Below are 15,911 nucleotides of genomic sequence, written 5' to 3' on the forward strand. Positions count from 1 at the left end.
AGGGCACGTCGGGTTGGCGGTGAGGTCCTCATCGACCGGACCTCACTTCAAGATCAGGGGCGTCAGGACCGGTGCCATCAGCATCTCGAATTCGAGATTGGTCGCACTGACGATGTTTTCGACGATCATTCCGTCAGTGACCCGGGCTACATGTGTCTCATCGAACAGGATGACGCGGTTCGTGGCGGCAACACCGAAGAACTCGCCTGCATGCCGTTGCCGCGAATGAAAGCGCGTCACGACACGGGCTCCGTCCTGCGAGACGAATTGGTCGATGATCTCAACCGGGCTTTCGGCCGGGAAGGCTGAGACGAACGCCGTGACGATGGCCTTGTATTCTTCTCGTCCGTCGATGGGGCCCATTGGCTTCAGGCCGGTGATGCCTTGCACTTTGGGGTGTAAGGTGGCGTCTGCAACAGTGAGATCGCCAGTACCAAGAAACTGCGTGATGAAGGGGCTGACGATCGAAGCTGGGTCGGACATATCTCACCTCCTGCTTCATCTGACTTGGCGAGCGGCGCCGTCCCCGTCTATGCCTCGATAGCGATAGTTGGTATTGCTGACAGCGATGACGCTGAACGGGATCGACCTCAACCTGCTTGTTGCGTTTGATGCGATCAGGGAAACCCGAAGCATCAGCCGGGCCGCGGCTCAGCTTGGCCTGCGGCAACCCGCTGTCAGCGGCGCGCTTGGGCGACTGAGGAAGCTCTTTGGCGATGAGCTGTTCGTGCGCGCCGGTGGCGAAATGCAACCAACACCAAAAGCGCTGCAGATCGCACCAGCGGTTGCGACGGCATTGGCTCACCTTCGCCAAGCCCTGAATCCCAGCCTCGCCTTCGATCCGCGCGGGACAGGCCAGACCTTCACGATCGCCAGTACGGACTACACCACCACGGTTCTCCTGCCCCCGTTCCTGGCCATGATGGAAACCGAGGCGCCGGAGGCGAAGTTGCGCATCGTCGGCTATGATAAGGACGACATCGGCGCGCTTATCGACCGGGGCGTTATCGATCTGGCCCTCGGCGTATTCCAGAAGCCGCCTGAGCGCTCGGTTCGTCAACGTCTCTGCCAAGAGAACTTTGTCGGTGTAGCTCGCTCGGGACATCCTGCGCTTCAGGATGGCGGAATGACGCTCGATACCTACCTTCGACAGCGGCATGCCCTGGTTTCGATCCGTCGGGATGCCGTTGGCGCAATTGACCGCGTTCTCGCAGAGCGCGGCCTCGCGAGACAGATCGTGGTGACGCTTCCCCATATGATGGCGCTGCCTGCGCTGATCGCCTCAAGCAATTTCGTTACCGCCTTGCCAGGCAGGATCGCCGCAAAACTGACCGAGGTTGGTCTCGTCAGCTTTCCACTTCCACTGCCGATGCCGGCCTGGCGAATCGAAATGCTGTGGAACCCGCAGGCTCGTAATGACCAAGCTAATGCTTGGCTTCGTAGTCGGATCACCGCCGCAGCTATGCAGCTTTGAAGCTCCGCGCCATCTCCTGACACTGGCGTCACGCCATGAACCCGACCTTCGCAAGCCGTGCGAACGTGCCCTCATTCATACGCTTTCTGTTCCAGCATACGTGTCTAAAGGCGTTGGGACGGACAAGGGGCACCGCGGTAAACGCGGCGCCCCCGACTATAGCTTAGTAGTCCATCCCGCCCGCCGGCATGGCAGGCGCCGCGTCCTTCTTCGGCAGCTCCGCGACCATCGCCTCGGTGGTGATCAGCAGGCCTGCGACCGAGGCTGCGTCCTGGATCGCCGTGCGCACGACCTTGGTCGGGTCGATGATCCCGCGCCTTGACCATGTCGCGATACTCGCCGGACTGCGCGTCATAGCCCCAGGCATAGTCCTTGGACTCGAGCAGCTTGCCGACCACGACGGCGCCGTCGTCGCCGGCATTCTCGACGATCTGGCGGGCCGGCGCCGTGATCGCCTTGCGGACGATCTCGATGCCGGTCTTCTGGTCGTCATTGCCGGCCTTCAGCCCGTCCAGCGCCTTGGCCGCGCGCAGTAGGGCAACGCCGCCACCAGGCAGGATGCCCTCTTCCACGGCCGCGCGGGTCGCGTTCAGGGCGTCATCGACGCGATCCTTCTTTTCCTTGACCTCGACTTCGGTCGCGCCGCCGACGCGGATCACCGCCACGCCGCCGGCGAGCTTGGCGAGGCGCTCCTGCAGCTTTTCACGGTCATAGTCCGAGGTGGTCTCCTCGATCTGCGCCTTGATCTGCGAAACGCGGGCATCGATCTCCTTCTTGGAGCCCGCACCGTCGACGATCGTGGTGTTCTCCTTCTCGATCCGGACCTTCTTGGCGCGGCCGAGCATGTCGAGCGTCACGTTATCCAACTTGATTCCGAGATCCTCGGAGATCGCGGTGCCGCCGGTGAGGATCGCGATGTCTTCCAGCATGGCCTTGCGGCGGTCACCGAAGCCCGGCGCCTTGACGGCTGCGATCTTAAGTCCGCCACGCAGCTTGTTGACGACGAGAGTGGCGAGCGCCTCGCCTTCGACGTCCTCGGCCACGATCAGCAGCGGCTTGCCAGTCTGCACCACCGCTTCCAGCAGCGGCAGCATGGTCTGCAGGCCCGAGAGCTTCTTCTCGTGGATCAGGATGTAGGGATCTTCCAGCTCCGCGATCATCTTTTCGGAGTTGGTGACGAAATAGGGCGAGAGATAGCCGCGGTCGAACTGCATGCCCTCGACGACGTCGAGCTCGGTCTCGGCGGTCTTGGCTTCCTCGACGGTGATGACGCCCTCATTGCCGACCTTCTTCATCGCCTCGGCGATCATCTCACCGATGGCGCGGTCGCCATTGGCCGAGATCGTGCCGACCTGCGCGACCTCTTCCGAGCCGGTGATGGTCTTGGAATGCTTGCCGAGCGACGCGGTGACAGCCTCTACGGCGAGGTCGATGCCACGCTTGAGGTCCATCGGATTGATACCGGCGGCGACCGCCTTGGCACCCTCGCGGACGATCGCCTGAGCCAGCACGGTCGCGGTCGTGGTGCCGTCGCCGGCCGCATCGTTCTGCTTGCTGGCCACCTCGCGCACCATCTGCGCGCCCATGTTCTCGAACTTGTCGGCGAGCTCGATCTCCTTGGCGACGGTGACGCCGTCCTTGGTGATGCGCGGCGCGCCGAACGACTTCTCGATCACGACATTGCGGCCCTTAGGACCGAGCGTGACCTTGACCGCATTGGCCAGTGTGTCGACGCCGCGCAGCATGCGTTCGCGGGCGTCTTGCGAAAACTTGACGTCTTTCGCAGCCATGATTCCTCACTCCTTCAGACTTGAGGGTTTCAGGTTGATGGGTTGGAGACGAAGCCTCGTCAGGCGGCCTTCTTCAGGGAGGCGGTGGCCTCGACGACACCCATGATGTCGCTCTCCTTCATGATCAGGAGATCCTCGCCGTCGATCTTCACCTCGGTGCCGGACCATTTGCCGAAGAGCACGCGGTCGCCGACCTTTACGTCGAGCGGCACGAGCTTGCCCTGCTCGTCGCGGGCGCCGGGGCCGACGGCGATGATCTCGCCCTCCTGAGGCTTCTCCTTGGCGGTGTCGGGGATGATAATCCCGCCCTTGGTCTTCTCCTCGGCGTCGATGCGCTTCACGACGACGCGGTCATGCAGTGGCCGAAACTTCATGAGTTCCTCCGTTTTCATGTCGGTCACAGGTCAAAGCAGGCGACGCCCCGGCGGCGCGGCTAAGGAACCGCGGCGCCCTGCGGCAGGTTCGCCCGCGCGATCATCTGGTTTTGCCAATTTCGCAGTTCAAGAGGGTGGCAGCACTTTTTTCGAGCGAGTGCTAAAAGACTGAAAAGGCAGCGCAAACGCAACTTTTTGGCTTGCATCCGCGTTGCAGATGCGTTGCCATCGGCGGGTTGCAACCACGGAGCAGACAGGCATGGCTTCGAGCGACTTCGCCCGCCAGATCGCGGGCTACGGACTAACCACAGCCGGCATTATCTACCGCATGCCCGACCACCCAGCGATCCTGCAGGAATATGTCTGGCAGGACTACGACCTCGCCCCCCGCTTTCCGGAACTCAACCGCTTCCTCGAGTTTTGGCAGGCAAAGCTTGACGGCAAGCTCTTCCGCGTCACGGTGAGCCACAAGGACCTAATCGGCCCCGCCGACCTGCGCGCGGTGGGCAGCGAGTTCCGGCTACAGTAGCGGGCTCGCGCCAACAGCTCAACTCGGCGCATTGCTTGGAACCGGACAGTCCGGTCGTTGTGATGCCCAGGGAGTTCAGTTCCTCCGCAGATAACACTCTTGGTCTTTCGATAAGCGCGATTGTTGAGCTCCGCCGCTGTATCGGGGGCTACTCGCCTTGACTCCGTTGTACTGTGCGCTGTTGTCTCAACCTCATCACGCGCAGGAAGCCGTCCATGCTGAAGAAGGTGCCTAATCCCATCGATCGCCATGTCGGCGCCCGAGTCCGGATGCAGCGGCTCGTCATTGGCGTTAGCCAGGACAAGCTCGGCGGCGCTTTGGGCCTGACCTTCCAGCAAGTCCAGAAATACGAGAAGGGTTCGAACCGGATCAGCGCCAGCCGGCTTCAGCAGATCGCCAACATGCTCGACGTCCCGGTGTCGTTCTTCTTTGAGGGCGCCCCGACAGGTGACGCGGCGGCCGAGAGCTTCAGCCAGCCGGGCGTCAACGCCCATGTTTCGGATTTCATGGCGAGCAGCGAGGGCGTGCAGTTGACCAAGGCGTTCGTGCGCATCAAGAGCGCGGCCGTTAGGCGCCGGATTATCGACCTGGTCGAGACGCTTGGCGAGGTCGAGGACGTCTGACCGGTTGGCATTCCTCGGTCCGTGGCCCGAGCGCGGTTAGATTGAGCTCGATCGCCGGCGTCACCAAGCTGCGCAGTTGGCGTTCATCCATGAAAGTCTGGATGTCTTCAGGGCTGACATAGGTCTCCCGAAACCAAGGGAAGCGGGCAGGGTCGAAGGAGGCGACGATCCAGTCGATCGTGCGCCTGACATGGGGCAGCGTCGCAGACTGCGGATGATACGCCAGCCAGATGTCGCGCTTGAGCAAAAAGTCCTTCGCGACATGGACAAGGCCTTGGGTGACCACGGGCGCATAGGTCGGGAAGGCCGTAACACCGAGCCCGCTGATCGCCGCCACGAACTGGGCCGAGCTGCTGTTGACCCTCAGATTGACGAAACGGCGCTTGTCCTCCCTCGTCATCTCGACCTCGACCCTCTCGCTGCGGATCTGGGGGCCCTCGACCTCGATGAAGTGGAAGTCGTGGATGTCCGTCTTGCTTGCAGGAGCGCCGTGCGCGGCGATGTAGGCCTCTGAGGCGAACAGCACGATGTGCAGGCTTCCGATCTTGCGAACCATCAGGTCGGGATCGGTCGGCTTTTCGAGTTGAATGGCGAGATCAACCTCCAGTTCCGAGATCTTCGGCAGCGCCATCGAACAGCGCAGGTCGAACTGGATCTCGGGGTGCTTGTGGCGCAGTTCGCTGAACAAGGGCGCCAGCCAGAACACGCCCAGGCCTTCTGTGATGCCGACCTTCACACTGGCGCGTAGGGCCGCCTTCTCTCGGCCGGGCAGGGTGGCGAAGACGCGCGCCTGACGCTGGATGCCCTCCGCTACGACGAGCAGGCGACGGCCGGTCTCGGTGAGGGTCATGCCCGTTCTGGAGCGCTGGAACAGCAGGGCGCCGGTCTGCGCCTCGAGGTCGTTGATGCGCCCGCGGAGCGCCGCGGGCGAGTGGCCGGTCTCCAAGGCCACGGCACGAATGCTGCCGCGCTCCGCGAGCTTCAAGAAGAGCCGAATGTCGTCCCAGTTCAGATTGACGCCCGCCTGCGGTTCGACGTGAGCACTCCTGAGACCCATGTGCGTCGTTTCCAATCTATCCCCGCCCTATCCAAATTGGATTAACGTTTAACGGTTGCGGTGTTGCTGTTGTATCCAGAAGGATCAGTGTGATGGGAATCAACTATTCGAAGGAGCATTTCAATGCAGACAAGGGCGTTCGGAATTTTCGCACGCTCAACTACACGAGTTATGGACGCGGCTACGCAGCGTTCAGCCCGAACGAAGCAATCATCAGCCATTCCATGGAAATGGCAAGGCAGGATGTTCCGGGACTCGCGTCGCTCGATGATGTGATGCGCGTCTATCGTTACAACCCCGATACGATCTCGGCGTTCGCGCGCGAGTGGGCCGACGCGCCCGACACACAGCCGATCGGGATTCTGGCCCATCTGCCCCTGACGCATGAGGGCGCCGTGGCGCTCTTCAACGGCGAGCTCGATACGGCGCGGCCTGATCTGAAGTTCATCTGCCGGCCGCATCAGCGCGCCGCTGCGCTCTACTTCTGGCTCATCCATCTCCCCAAGGGCCACGGCGGCGGCCTGTCCCTGGTCATGGAGAAGATGACCAGCGCGAAGAACAAGGACCTGCCAATTTTCTGCAAGGCCGCCAACGAGAAGGCCAAGGCGTTCTTCGAGAAGATGGGCTTCAAGATGGGCGCGACGTTTGAGCGCCTGCATTCGCGCACGCTGATGAGCTGCGAGATGCCGGACCCGGCTGCCGGTCGCAAGCCCTACGACAACTACATCCCAGGGGCACAGGCCGGCACCAAGAAGCTCTCGGTCACGGTCGTTCACTCCCTCGACGACCTGCTCAAATGCATCGCCATCCGCGGCGCGGCCTATGTCGAGGAGCGAGGCATCCCCTACCAGGAGGATGTCGACGGGAACGACTACAGCGCCACGCATCTGCTCGGCTATGTCGGCGACGAGCCGGCTGGCTGCATCCGGCTGCGCTACTTCGGCAGCTTCATCAAGATCGAGCGCCTGGCGGTGCTGCCCCGCTGCCGTGGCGGGCTCGCGATGAGCTTGGTGAGGGCTGCCATCGCCTTCGGCCAGGACAAGGGGTTCCAACGCTTCTACGGCCAGGCGGCTGCGCCGGTGCTCAAGCTTTGGAAGCACTTCGGATTTACCCAGCGCGAAGGCGAAGGCCTGAGCTACCTCACCGACGAGGTCTACTATGAGATGGACCTGGTGACGGACCGCGTGATGCTGCCTCTCCACGTCAATTCGGGAGCGGCAGTGCTGGTCAGGCCGGAAGGTCAGTGGGACCGTCCCGGGCCCCTCGAGGCTCTAACGCCTAATCCCCGGGCTTCGCTCTCATCCCCTCTGGTCGAACTGGACGGCGGCTGGCCGTTGCCGACCGAAGTGCAGTCCGCGGATCCGGCTGTGCCTGACAAGTCGCTGGGCTCTGCTGCTGCCGACAAGTGGGTTCCCGGCGTCAGCCCGACGACTATGTATCCCGACCGCGACATTCCCGGCTGCGTGAACCCGTTCTATGGGGAATCGCCGACCTGCGGCCCGGATTCATGGCCGCCGCTGATCTACGGCCGCAAGCCTGGGCTAAACTGCTGATGACGGCGCCGTCCTCAGAGCACCCGGCGCCAGCTTCGATCGATCACGCGATCAGGATGACCGACGCCCTCATCGCCGAGGTCATCAAGATCGATCCTGTCGCAACCACGCTGCTCGGCCTGGCCAAGGCCGAGCTGGTCACGCGGAAGGCGGTGGCGGAGGGCGGTGTCCTTCCGTTCCCGCCTCAAGGCGCCCGTGCGCGTTAAGGACGTTGCTCTGCCGACCTCTCGGCCAACCCTGGTCTAACTCTTGCCTGGATTATCGCCATGACGACTGACCTCCACAGCGGCCGCTATCTCGGCTCGTTCCGCTGGCTGGTAAGCAAGCGCCTTCTCATCTTCGGGGAGGAACTGGCCTCTGCAGTCGGCTTCGACACCGACCTGGGACGGGCGGGGATCGAACTGGGTCTGTTTGCCAGTGTCCTGCATCGTGACGATCAGCCAGCATTCGCCGCTGCGACCGAGCGCGCCTCGTATTTTGGCGGAAAGGTCGACGTCGTCTTGCGTCTGGTCGGCCGTGAGGATGTAGCAACCGTCCGGGTGATTGCATCCTGCGTCAACGCCCGGCGAGGCCGGCCCACCGAGTTCCTGGGCTCGCTCCATCTGCTGGGAGAACACGCGGTGCCGCCCTTAGCGGAGATGGCTGATCACCTGTGCGCCGCGGCCCGCATCGTCCGCGGCTTGGATGAGCGACCACTGCAGCGGCTCGTCGATATGGCTCTCGTCGAACTCGGGGGACGCATGGCGACCCTTGAACAGGAAAAGCAACGGGAGCGTGCCGCCCTCGCCGTTGTGGGGTGAGCCGCATCCGCTCGGTCCAACCGGAGAAGCCTAAACTCGGTTCGAGGCGCAACCGTTTGGATCAGGCCGATCGTCATGATGGGAGGGAGACAACGATGGCCCGCAGTCTCGAAGCGATAGAAGCGCGCAAGCGCGACGACATTCAGATGATCCGCAGCCCGCGTCTTTGGCCCCAGCGCTTTCTGCGGCTGAAAACGCAGCCATGGGTCGAGGGCGCCGCCGGCAAGGGCCGGTTCGGGCGCATGGAGCAAGACGATCAGTTGACGGTCTACCCTGATGATGGCGAGCCGATGCTGTTTGATAGCCTCGAGCAACTGACCGAGGTCTGGGGCGTGGACTGAGTGTTGGGAAGATCTGAGGAGGGTCCGCGACGCAGGAGCAGCGAGCGACGCTGGAGCGCGCGGGAGGCGCTCCTCAATATGCTCGGGGATCAGCCCTACAATATCCGCCGCCTCCTCTTGCCCTTTGAGCGAGACCGGCAAGCAGATCGACTTTCGCTGACGCATTCAGGCGAAACGCGCCATTAGCTGACCTTTAGGCCATGGCCAAAACCTGACATTCCCCGATGCGCGGATAGGACACGTGATGCGCTCTCGCCACGCTAGTTTAGATCAGCCGGATTTGGACATCAGACCGAGTCGGAAGCCAGTGAGGCTGATTGCACAGGGTCTGTCGGCAAGGTTCGAAGCGGGTGGATGTCACGGTCAGACGCGAATGTAATGGTGGCTCAGATCGAGCTCTGGAAATTCGGCAGCGGCTTTCGCTACGGGGGTCCGAGGCCTGGCGGCCACCTTGGGTGACGCTGGGCATTCTCATTCAGCAGTCTCTTGGCGGGTCACCGTCGGCATGACCAATCGCGCTCTGTGATTTGGCCTGAGCCCGAACGCTTTTGCCAAACTTCTGCAGCGAAGGCGACCTACCTTTCAGCCGTGATCATAGCGGCGATGGCATAGCGCCGGCCCTTTCGTTTCCCGCGCTCAACCTCTTCGCGCGGCTTCTATTTCCGCAACATCGATTTTGCCCATCGTCATCATCGCGGCGAATGCGCGCTTCGCCTCGTCACCCCCGGCCGCTATGGCCTCTGTCAAAACGCGCGGTGTGATTTGCCATGAGATGCCCCAGCGGTCCTTGCACCAACCACATTCGCTTTCCTGGCCACCATTCCCGACGATCGCATTCCAGTAACGATCGGTCTCCTCCTGATCTTCCGTCGCGATCTGGAAGGAGAAGGCTTCGGTGTGCTTGAATGTAGTTCCTCCGTGAGGCCCAAGCACGAAACCCCGGCGACGGTGAATTCAACCGTGAGGACATCGCCTTCCTTCCCGGAGGGGTAGTCGCCGGGCGCCTTGTGTACGGCCGTTATCGCGCTGTCTGGGAACGTTGCGGCATAGAAGCGGGCCGCAGCTTCGGCGTCCTTGTCGTACCAAACGCAAATGGTGTTCTTCGCCATCGTCGATCCCTTTCATCGTAAACAAGGCGCATCATGGTAGCCGGTTAAAACGTTGAGCTGAAAACGAGCGAGTCCCAGATGCGCAATTGAGCAATTTCTACCGACCGACGAGCCCGAGTCGAAGATAAACATGCTAAAATACGCCCCCGAGCGATGGCCTTAGGAACTTACGGATCGAGACCGAGCATTCGCCGCCCCAGCCTGGCATCGCCGCTGCCGGCAAAATCGTCGAAGGCCTTCTCGGTAACGCGGATGATGTGCTCGGCGATGAAGGGTGCGCCCTCGCGGGCGCCGTCCTCGGGGTGCTTCAGCGCGCATTCCCACTCCAGCACCGGCCAGCCCGCGAAGCCGTACTGCGCGAGCTTGGAGAAGATCGCCTTGAAATCGACGTGGCCGTCGCCAAGCGAGCGGAAGCGCCCGGCGCGCTCGACCCAGGGCGCGAAGCCGGAATAGACGCCCTGGCGGCCATTGGGCCGGAACTCGGCATCCTTCACATGGAAGGCGCTGATGCGCTCGTGATAGATGTCAATGAAGGCGAGATAGTCGAGCTGCTGCAGCAGAAAATGCGAGGGGTCGTAGTTGATCCGGCAGCGCGGATGGCCGTCGAGACGCTCCAGGAACAGCTCGAAGGTCGCGCCGTCGAAGACGTCCTCGCCCGGATGGATCTCGAAGCCGACATCGACGCCGTTCTCCTCATAGACGTCCAGTATCGGCCGCCAGCGCTTGGCCAACTCGCCGAAGCTCTCCTCGACGAGGCCGGCGGGCCGCTGCGGCCAGGGATAGACGAAGGGCCAGGCGAGCGCGCCGGTAAAGCTCACCGAACCGGCGAGCCCGAGCCGGCGCGAGGCTCTGGCCGCGAGCTTGAGCTGCTCCACCGCCCAGGCCTGACGTGCGACCGGGCGACCATGCAGGGCGGCCGGCGCGAAGTCGTCGAACGCTGCGTCATAGGCCGGGTTCACCGCGACGAGCTGGCCCTGCAGATGCGTCGAGAGTTCGGTGATCGCGACGCCGTTCTGTGCCGCGATGCCCGCGATCTCGTCGCAATAGGCCTGCGATTCGGCCGCGCGGGCGAGATCGATGAAGCGGGCGTCCCAGGATGGCAATTGCACGCCGCGATACCCGAGCCCGGCCGCCCAGGCGGTGATAGATGCCCAACTGTCGAATGGCGCTGTGTCGCCTGCAAACTGCGCCAGAAAAATCGCAGGGCCTTTCATCGTCGCCGGCATTGCTCGTCCCTTTTCATTTGGCGCAGGATGGCGCGGGACGATGTGCCCGGTCCAGAGCGGACGGGCACCGCCGCATCGCCGCCTTCATCCAGACATCTGCCTGATCTAGGCCGAAGTTCGGTCTTGAGGGGCCGGGCGGTTCGTTCCTAGCTTTCGGGCAACGGCCGCCACAAGGCCGATCGAGGAAGCGCAGGAGGCCGCCATCGCTTTGCCCTGGCACGCTTTGAGTCCCGACGAGCTCGCGCTGCTGGAAGCGGCGTTCTGGGCCGGCGGGATCGCGCGCCACGACCTCTCCGATACGCTGCGGTTCTCGCGCAGCAAGACCAACGCGCTCGCGGCCGGTCTGCTCGACCAGGGCCTGCTCGACGAGGCCGGCGTCCAGCATTCGACCGGGGGGCGACGCCCCGAGACCTTGCGCGTGCATGGCCGCATCGGCGTCCTCGTCGGCGTCGATATCGGCGCGACCAGCCTCGACGTGGCGCTGCTGCGGCCCGATCTCAGCGTCATCGCGCGGCATTCGCAGGAGGCCGACGTCCAGGCCGGCCCGGGGCCGATCATGGCGCGGCTGCGCAGCCTTCTGCCCGCCATGCTGGCGGAGAATGGGATCGCGCGCGACCGGGTGCTGGCGGTGGGCATCGGCGTGCCCGGTCCGGTCAATTTCGCTGCCGGGCAGCTGGTCAACCCGCCGCTGATGCCGGGCTGGGACAGCTATGCCATCCGCGACGATCTACGCGAGATCACCGAGGCGCCGGTCTTCGTCGACAACGACGTGAACCTGATGGCGCTCGGCGTGCTCTGGAGCCAGCGCCGGCAGATCGAGAATTTCCTTGTCATCAAAGTCGGCACCGGGATCGGATGCGGGATCGTCTGCCATGGCGAACTCTATCGCGGCGCCAGCGGCTCGGCCGGTGATGTCGGCCACATCTGCGTCGATCCCGAAGGCCCGCTCTGCCGCTGTGGCAATCGCGGCTGCGTCGAGGCGATGGCGGCGGCGCCCGCGATCGTTACGATGGGCCGCGAGGCGGCGGAAAAAGGGCGCAGCGCGGGGCTAGCGCAGCGGCTCGCCGAGACCGGACGGCTCGAGGCCAGCGATATCGGCGCCGCCTGCCGGGCCGGCGACGCCGAGGCCGATGCGATCGTGCGCCGCTCCGGCCGGCTGATCGGGCAGGTTCTGGCGGCGCTGGTGAACTTCTACAACCCGTCGCATATTTTCATCGGCGGCGGCGTCTCGCAGATTGGGCCGGTGTTCCTCGCCGCGATCCGCCAAAGCGTGAACCAGCGCTCGCTGGCGCTCTCGACCCGCCATCTTGAGATCACCTCGGCCCCGATGGGGCCGGAAACCGGGCTGATCGGCGCGGGCGTGCTGGCGATGCGCGAAGCCATGCGTGGCCAGACGCTGCCGGGTCAGACCTTGCCGAGACAGATCCGGCCCAGCCAGACGCTGCGAAGCCAGACATCGATCAGCGGAGGCCTGCGATGAGCGCTGATGGTCGCGGCCTGTCCGTCGCATTCGACGGTATCGTCAAGCGCTTCGGTCCGGTCGAGGTGCTGCATGGGGTCTCGTTTTCCCTGGAGCCCGGCCGCGTCTATGGGCTGCTCGGCGAGAACGGCGCCGGCAAATCAACGCTGATGAAGATCCTCGGCGGCTATGAGCAGCCGAGCGAGGGCCGCCTGCTGGTCGAGGGAGAACAAGTTGCCTTCTCCGGCTCGCGCGACGCCGAGACGCACGGCATCGTCCTGATCCATCAGGAGTTCAACCTTGCCGAGGATCTGACGATCGCCGGCAACATCTTCCTCGGCCATGAGCGTCGCAAGGGCTGGTTCCTCGACGAGGCCGCGATGCGGCAGGAGGCCGATGCCGCGCTTGCCCAGGTCGGCCTGGCGCGAGCGGCCGATACGCCGGTGCGGCGGCTGATCGTCGCCGAGAAGCAGCTCGTCGAGATCGCCAAGGCGCTGTCGCGCAAGGCCCGCCTGCTGATCATGGACGAGCCGACGGCGACGCTGACGCCGTCCGAGGTCGCGCGGCTCTTCGCCCTGATCGAGCGGATGCGCGCCGATGGCGTCACCATCGTCTACATCTCGCACAAGCTCGACGAGGTCGAGCGCATCTCCGACGAGGTGATCGTGATGCGCGACGGGAACCTCGTCGGCCGGGCGCCGACCGCATCTTTGTCCCGCCACGACATGGCGACGATGATGGTGGGGCGCGAGATCGCCGACCTGTTCCCGGAGAAGGTGCCGTTCGACGAGACCGCCGCGCCGGTGCTCAAGGTCGAGGGCTTCACCGTGCCGGGCTGGGCGCAGGGCGTCTCTTTCGCGGTGCGCCCGGGCGAGATCCTCGGCTTCGCGGGTCTGGTCGGTGCGGGCCGGACCGAGCTGTTCGAGGGGATTCTCGGCCTGAGGCCGGGCACGGGCGACGTCGAGGTCGCCGGCCGGCCGGTGACGCTGCGGACGCTCCAGCACGCGACCCGGCACGGGCTGAGCTATCTGAGCGAGGATCGCAAGGGCAAGGGGCTGCATGTCGACTTCCCGCTCGCGCCCAATCTCACCCTGATGGCGCTGGAGCGCTATGCCCGGCCCTGGCTCGACCACGGTGCCGAACGCCGGGCCATGGAACACGCCGTCGAGGCCTTCGGCATCCGCGCCGGCTCGCTGTCGATGCGTGCGGCCTCGCTGTCGGGCGGCAACCAGCAGAAGCTCGCCCTCGCCAAGGTGCTGCATCCCGAGCCGAAGGTGGTCGTGCTCGACGAGCCGACGCGCGGCGTCGATGTCGGGGCCAAGCGCGAGATCTATTTCCTGATCCAGAAACTCGCCCGGCAGGGGCTCGCGGTCGTCGTGGTCTCGTCGGAGCTGATCGAGCTGATCGGGCTGGCGCATCGCGTCGCGGTGATGCGCGGCGGCCGGTTGGTCGCCACCGTCGCGGGCGCCGACATGACGGAGGTCGAGATGATCGCTCATGCCACGGGGACGCGCGATGTCGCAGCCTGAAACAGGAGGCGGCGCCGCCGCCGATCTGCGCCGCCCGACCGGTACGCCCTGGGCGGAACGGCTCGCCAGCATCGGCCCCGTGCTCGGGCTCGTTGTGCTTTGCCTCGTCGGGGCGGCGCTGAACGGCGATTTCGCCACGCTCGACAACGCACTCAACGTACTGACCCGCACCGCCTTCATCGGCATCATCGCGGTGGGCATGTGCTTCGTCATCATCCTGGGCGGGATTGACCTCTCGGTCGGCTCGATGGCGGCGCTGATCGCCGGCTGCGTGATCATGTTCATCAACTGGGCGGCGGGCTCGGGCGTCTCGCCTCTGCTCGCGGTGGTGTCGGGCGCCGCTCTGGCGGTGCTGCTGGGGGCGGTGTTCGGGCTCGCCCATGGCGTGCTGATCGCGAAGGGCAGGATCGAGCCCTTCATCGTGACGCTGGGCACGCTCGGGATCTACCGGGCGTACCTCACCTATTTCGCCGATGGCGGCGCGCTGACGCTGCAGAACAACCTCGCCGACCTCTATGCGCCAGTCTATTACGGCAGCGTGCTGGGCGTGCCGATCCCGGTCGTCGCCTTCCTCGTCGTCGCATTGATCGGCGCCGCGATCCTGAACAAGACGGCCTATGGCCGGCATGTCCAGGCGATCGGCTCGAACGAGACCGTCGCGCGCTATGCGGCCGTCAACGTCGAGGGCGTCAAGATCTTGACCTATATGCTGCTGGGCATCTGCGTCGGCATCGCCACGCTGTTCTACGTGCCGCGGCTGGCCTCGGCCTCTCCGACCACGGGCCTGCTCTGGGAGCTCGAGGCGATCGCGGCGGTCATCGTCGGCGGAGCCGCGCTCAAGGGCGGCCAGGGCAGCATCATCGGCACGGTGGTCGGCGCGATCCTGCTCTCGGTGATCAGCAACATCCTCAATCTGACGAGCCTGATCAGCGTCTACCTTAACGCCGCCGTGCAGGGCTTCGTCATCATCATCGTCGCGTTTTTGCAGAAAGGCCGCCGCTAGGGCAGCCAGTCAAGGGAGAGAACGATGTCCATGCAGACCAGACGTTCCATCATGCTCGCTGCGGCCGCAGCGGGCCTTGCCTTCACGGCGACCGGCGCAGCCGCGGAGCCCGTCAATCTCGGCGTCTCCATTCCCGCCGCGACGCACAGCTTCATGGGCGGCATCAACTACTGGGCCAACCAGGCCAAGAAGGATCTCGAGGCCAAGCACAAGGACCTCAAGATCACGATCCGCACCGCCGCCAATGCGACTGAGCAGGCCAACCAGCTTCAGGACCTGAGCACGGTCAACAGGATCAACGCGCTCGTCGTCTTCCCCTTCGAGTCGGCCGCGCTGACGCGTCCGGTGGCGAATGTGAAGGCCAAGGGCGCCTATGTCACCGTGGTCGACCGCGGCCTGACCGACACCGCGGCACAGGACGCCTATGTCGCCGGCGACAACACCGCCTTCGGCAGGATCCCTGCCGAATACATCGTCAAGACGCTCGGCGGAAAGGGCAATGTCGTGGCGTTGCGCGGCATCCCTACCACGCTCGACACCGAGCGCATGGACGCCTTCAACGCCGTGCTGAAGGCCCATCCGGACGTCAAGCTGCTCGACGCCAAATTCGCCAACTGGAACCGCGACGACGCCTACAAGGTGACCCAGGACTTCCTGACCCGGTTCAAGGAGATCGACGCGATCTGGGCGGCCGATGACGACATGGCCTTCGGCGCCATCCGGGCCATCGAGCAGGCCGGCCGCAAGGACATCAAGGTGATCTTCGGCGGCGCCGGCGCGAAGGACATGGTCAAGCTGATCATCGACAGCAAGGATCCGCGCATCCAGGCCAATGTCAGCTACTCGCCGAAGTTCATCTACGACGCGATCAAGCTCACCGCGGAGGCGCGTCTCAAGAGCGAGAAGCTGCCGGCGACGACGATCATCCCCTCGGTGCTGATCGACAAGAGCAATGCGAAGGACTTCTACTTCCCCGACTCGCCATTCTGAGGGCGGCGGATCGACCGCGGCCGCCCCCTCGCCGGCGCGGCCGCCTGCATCGCT

At 64.4% G+C, this 15,911-nt stretch carries 15 protein-coding genes and 2 pseudogenes; 11 read left to right on the forward strand and 6 right to left on the reverse strand.

Annotated elements, in window-relative coordinates; genetic code table 11:
- Window positions 1-42: 42 nt before the first annotated feature.
- The gene (locus ABIE41_RS06775; RefSeq protein ID WP_192645074.1) at window positions 43-483 is read right to left on the reverse strand and encodes an ester cyclase; all 441 of its coding nucleotides are present in this window, start codon (window positions 481-483) and stop codon (window positions 43-45) included.
- Window positions 484-550: 67 nt separating this feature from the next.
- Here ABIE41_RS06775 and ABIE41_RS06780 point away from each other — a divergent pair, with 67 nt between their 5' ends.
- Entirely contained in the window at window positions 551-1,474 is a 924-nt protein-coding gene (locus ABIE41_RS06780) for a LysR family transcriptional regulator (RefSeq protein WP_192645075.1), read from the forward strand.
- A gap of 163 nt (window positions 1,475-1,637) precedes the next feature.
- On the opposite strand, the pseudogene groL reads toward ABIE41_RS06780, so the two are convergent.
- Together groL and groES are read right to left on the reverse strand one after the other, a co-directional pair.
- Window positions 1,638-3,264: pseudogene (gene groL / locus ABIE41_RS06785) on the reverse strand (chaperonin GroEL).
- Between the two features lie 59 nt (window positions 3,265-3,323).
- A complete protein-coding gene (gene groES / locus ABIE41_RS06790) occupies window positions 3,324-3,638 on the reverse strand; it encodes a co-chaperone GroES (RefSeq protein ID WP_192645077.1) in 315 nt (104 codons plus the stop codon).
- 259 nt (window positions 3,639-3,897) lie between these two features.
- On the opposite strand from groES, the gene ABIE41_RS06795 reads away from it, so the two are divergent.
- Both ABIE41_RS06795 and ABIE41_RS06800 read left to right on the forward strand, forming a co-directional pair.
- Entirely contained in the window at window positions 3,898-4,167 is a 270-nt protein-coding gene (locus tag ABIE41_RS06795) for an usg protein (protein WP_192645078.1), read from the forward strand.
- Between the two features lie 215 nt (window positions 4,168-4,382).
- On the forward strand, window positions 4,383-4,790 hold the full coding sequence (locus ABIE41_RS06800) for a helix-turn-helix domain-containing protein (protein ID WP_192645079.1): 408 nt from the start codon (window positions 4,383-4,385) through the stop codon (window positions 4,788-4,790).
- On the opposite strand, the gene ABIE41_RS06805 is transcribed toward ABIE41_RS06800, so the two are convergent.
- Window positions 4,747-5,847, reverse strand: a complete 1,101-nt coding sequence (locus ABIE41_RS06805; protein WP_192645080.1) for a LysR family transcriptional regulator — start codon at window positions 5,845-5,847, stop codon at window positions 4,747-4,749. The two genes, ABIE41_RS06800 and ABIE41_RS06805, sit on opposite strands and share 44 nt — an antisense overlap.
- Before the next feature lie 92 nt (window positions 5,848-5,939).
- On the opposite strand from ABIE41_RS06805, the gene ABIE41_RS06810 reads away from it, so the two are divergent.
- The 4 genes from ABIE41_RS06810 to ABIE41_RS06825 all read left to right on the forward strand — a co-directional run bounded on the left by ABIE41_RS06810 (window position 5,940) and on the right by ABIE41_RS06825 (window position 8,541).
- Window positions 5,940-7,400, forward strand: coding sequence for a GNAT family N-acetyltransferase (locus tag ABIE41_RS06810; protein ID WP_192645081.1), 1,461 nt, complete (start codon window positions 5,940-5,942; stop codon window positions 7,398-7,400).
- Between the two features lie 56 nt (window positions 7,401-7,456).
- Complete coding sequence (locus ABIE41_RS06815) at window positions 7,457-7,606, forward strand: hypothetical protein (RefSeq protein ID WP_192645082.1); 150 nt, start codon at window positions 7,457-7,459, stop codon at window positions 7,604-7,606.
- Window positions 7,607-7,666: 60 nt separating this feature from the next.
- Complete coding sequence (locus ABIE41_RS06820; protein ID WP_192645083.1) at window positions 7,667-8,200, forward strand: hypothetical protein; 534 nt, start codon at window positions 7,667-7,669, stop codon at window positions 8,198-8,200.
- Window positions 8,201-8,295: 95 nt separating this feature from the next.
- On the forward strand, window positions 8,296-8,541 hold the full coding sequence (locus tag ABIE41_RS06825) for a hypothetical protein (RefSeq protein WP_192645084.1): 246 nt from the start codon (window positions 8,296-8,298) through the stop codon (window positions 8,539-8,541).
- 636 nt (window positions 8,542-9,177) lie between these two features.
- On the opposite strand, the pseudogene ABIE41_RS06830 reads toward ABIE41_RS06825, so the two are convergent.
- A pseudogene (locus ABIE41_RS06830) lies at window positions 9,178-9,650 on the reverse strand (VOC family protein).
- A gap of 167 nt (window positions 9,651-9,817) precedes the next feature.
- The gene (locus ABIE41_RS06835) at window positions 9,818-10,876 is read right to left on the reverse strand and encodes a sugar phosphate isomerase/epimerase family protein (RefSeq protein ID WP_192645085.1); all 1,059 of its coding nucleotides are present in this window, start codon (window positions 10,874-10,876) and stop codon (window positions 9,818-9,820) included.
- A 208-nt stretch (window positions 10,877-11,084) separates the two neighbouring features.
- Between ABIE41_RS06835 and ABIE41_RS06840 the strand changes: the two genes are divergently transcribed.
- Genes ABIE41_RS06840 through ABIE41_RS06855 form a run of 4 tightly spaced genes read left to right on the forward strand, consistent with a single transcriptional unit; the run spans window position 11,085 to window position 15,857 of the window.
- Window positions 11,085-12,356, forward strand: a complete 1,272-nt coding sequence (locus ABIE41_RS06840) for an ROK family protein (protein ID WP_192645086.1) — start codon at window positions 11,085-11,087, stop codon at window positions 12,354-12,356.
- A complete protein-coding gene (locus tag ABIE41_RS06845; protein WP_192645087.1) occupies window positions 12,353-13,864 on the forward strand; it encodes a sugar ABC transporter ATP-binding protein in 1,512 nt (503 codons plus the stop codon). Before ABIE41_RS06840 ends, ABIE41_RS06845 begins: the two co-directional genes overlap by 4 nt.
- Complete coding sequence (locus ABIE41_RS06850) at window positions 13,851-14,867, forward strand: ABC transporter permease (RefSeq protein WP_192645088.1); 1,017 nt, start codon at window positions 13,851-13,853, stop codon at window positions 14,865-14,867. Before ABIE41_RS06845 ends, ABIE41_RS06850 begins: the two co-directional genes overlap by 14 nt.
- A gap of 30 nt (window positions 14,868-14,897) precedes the next feature.
- A complete protein-coding gene (locus ABIE41_RS06855; protein WP_210321104.1) occupies window positions 14,898-15,857 on the forward strand; it encodes a substrate-binding domain-containing protein in 960 nt (319 codons plus the stop codon).
- Window positions 15,858-15,911: the final 54 nt, after the last annotated feature.

The organism is Bosea sp. OAE506, assembly GCF_040546595.1.
Taxonomy (GTDB): Bacteria; Pseudomonadota; Alphaproteobacteria; order Rhizobiales; family Beijerinckiaceae; genus Allobosea.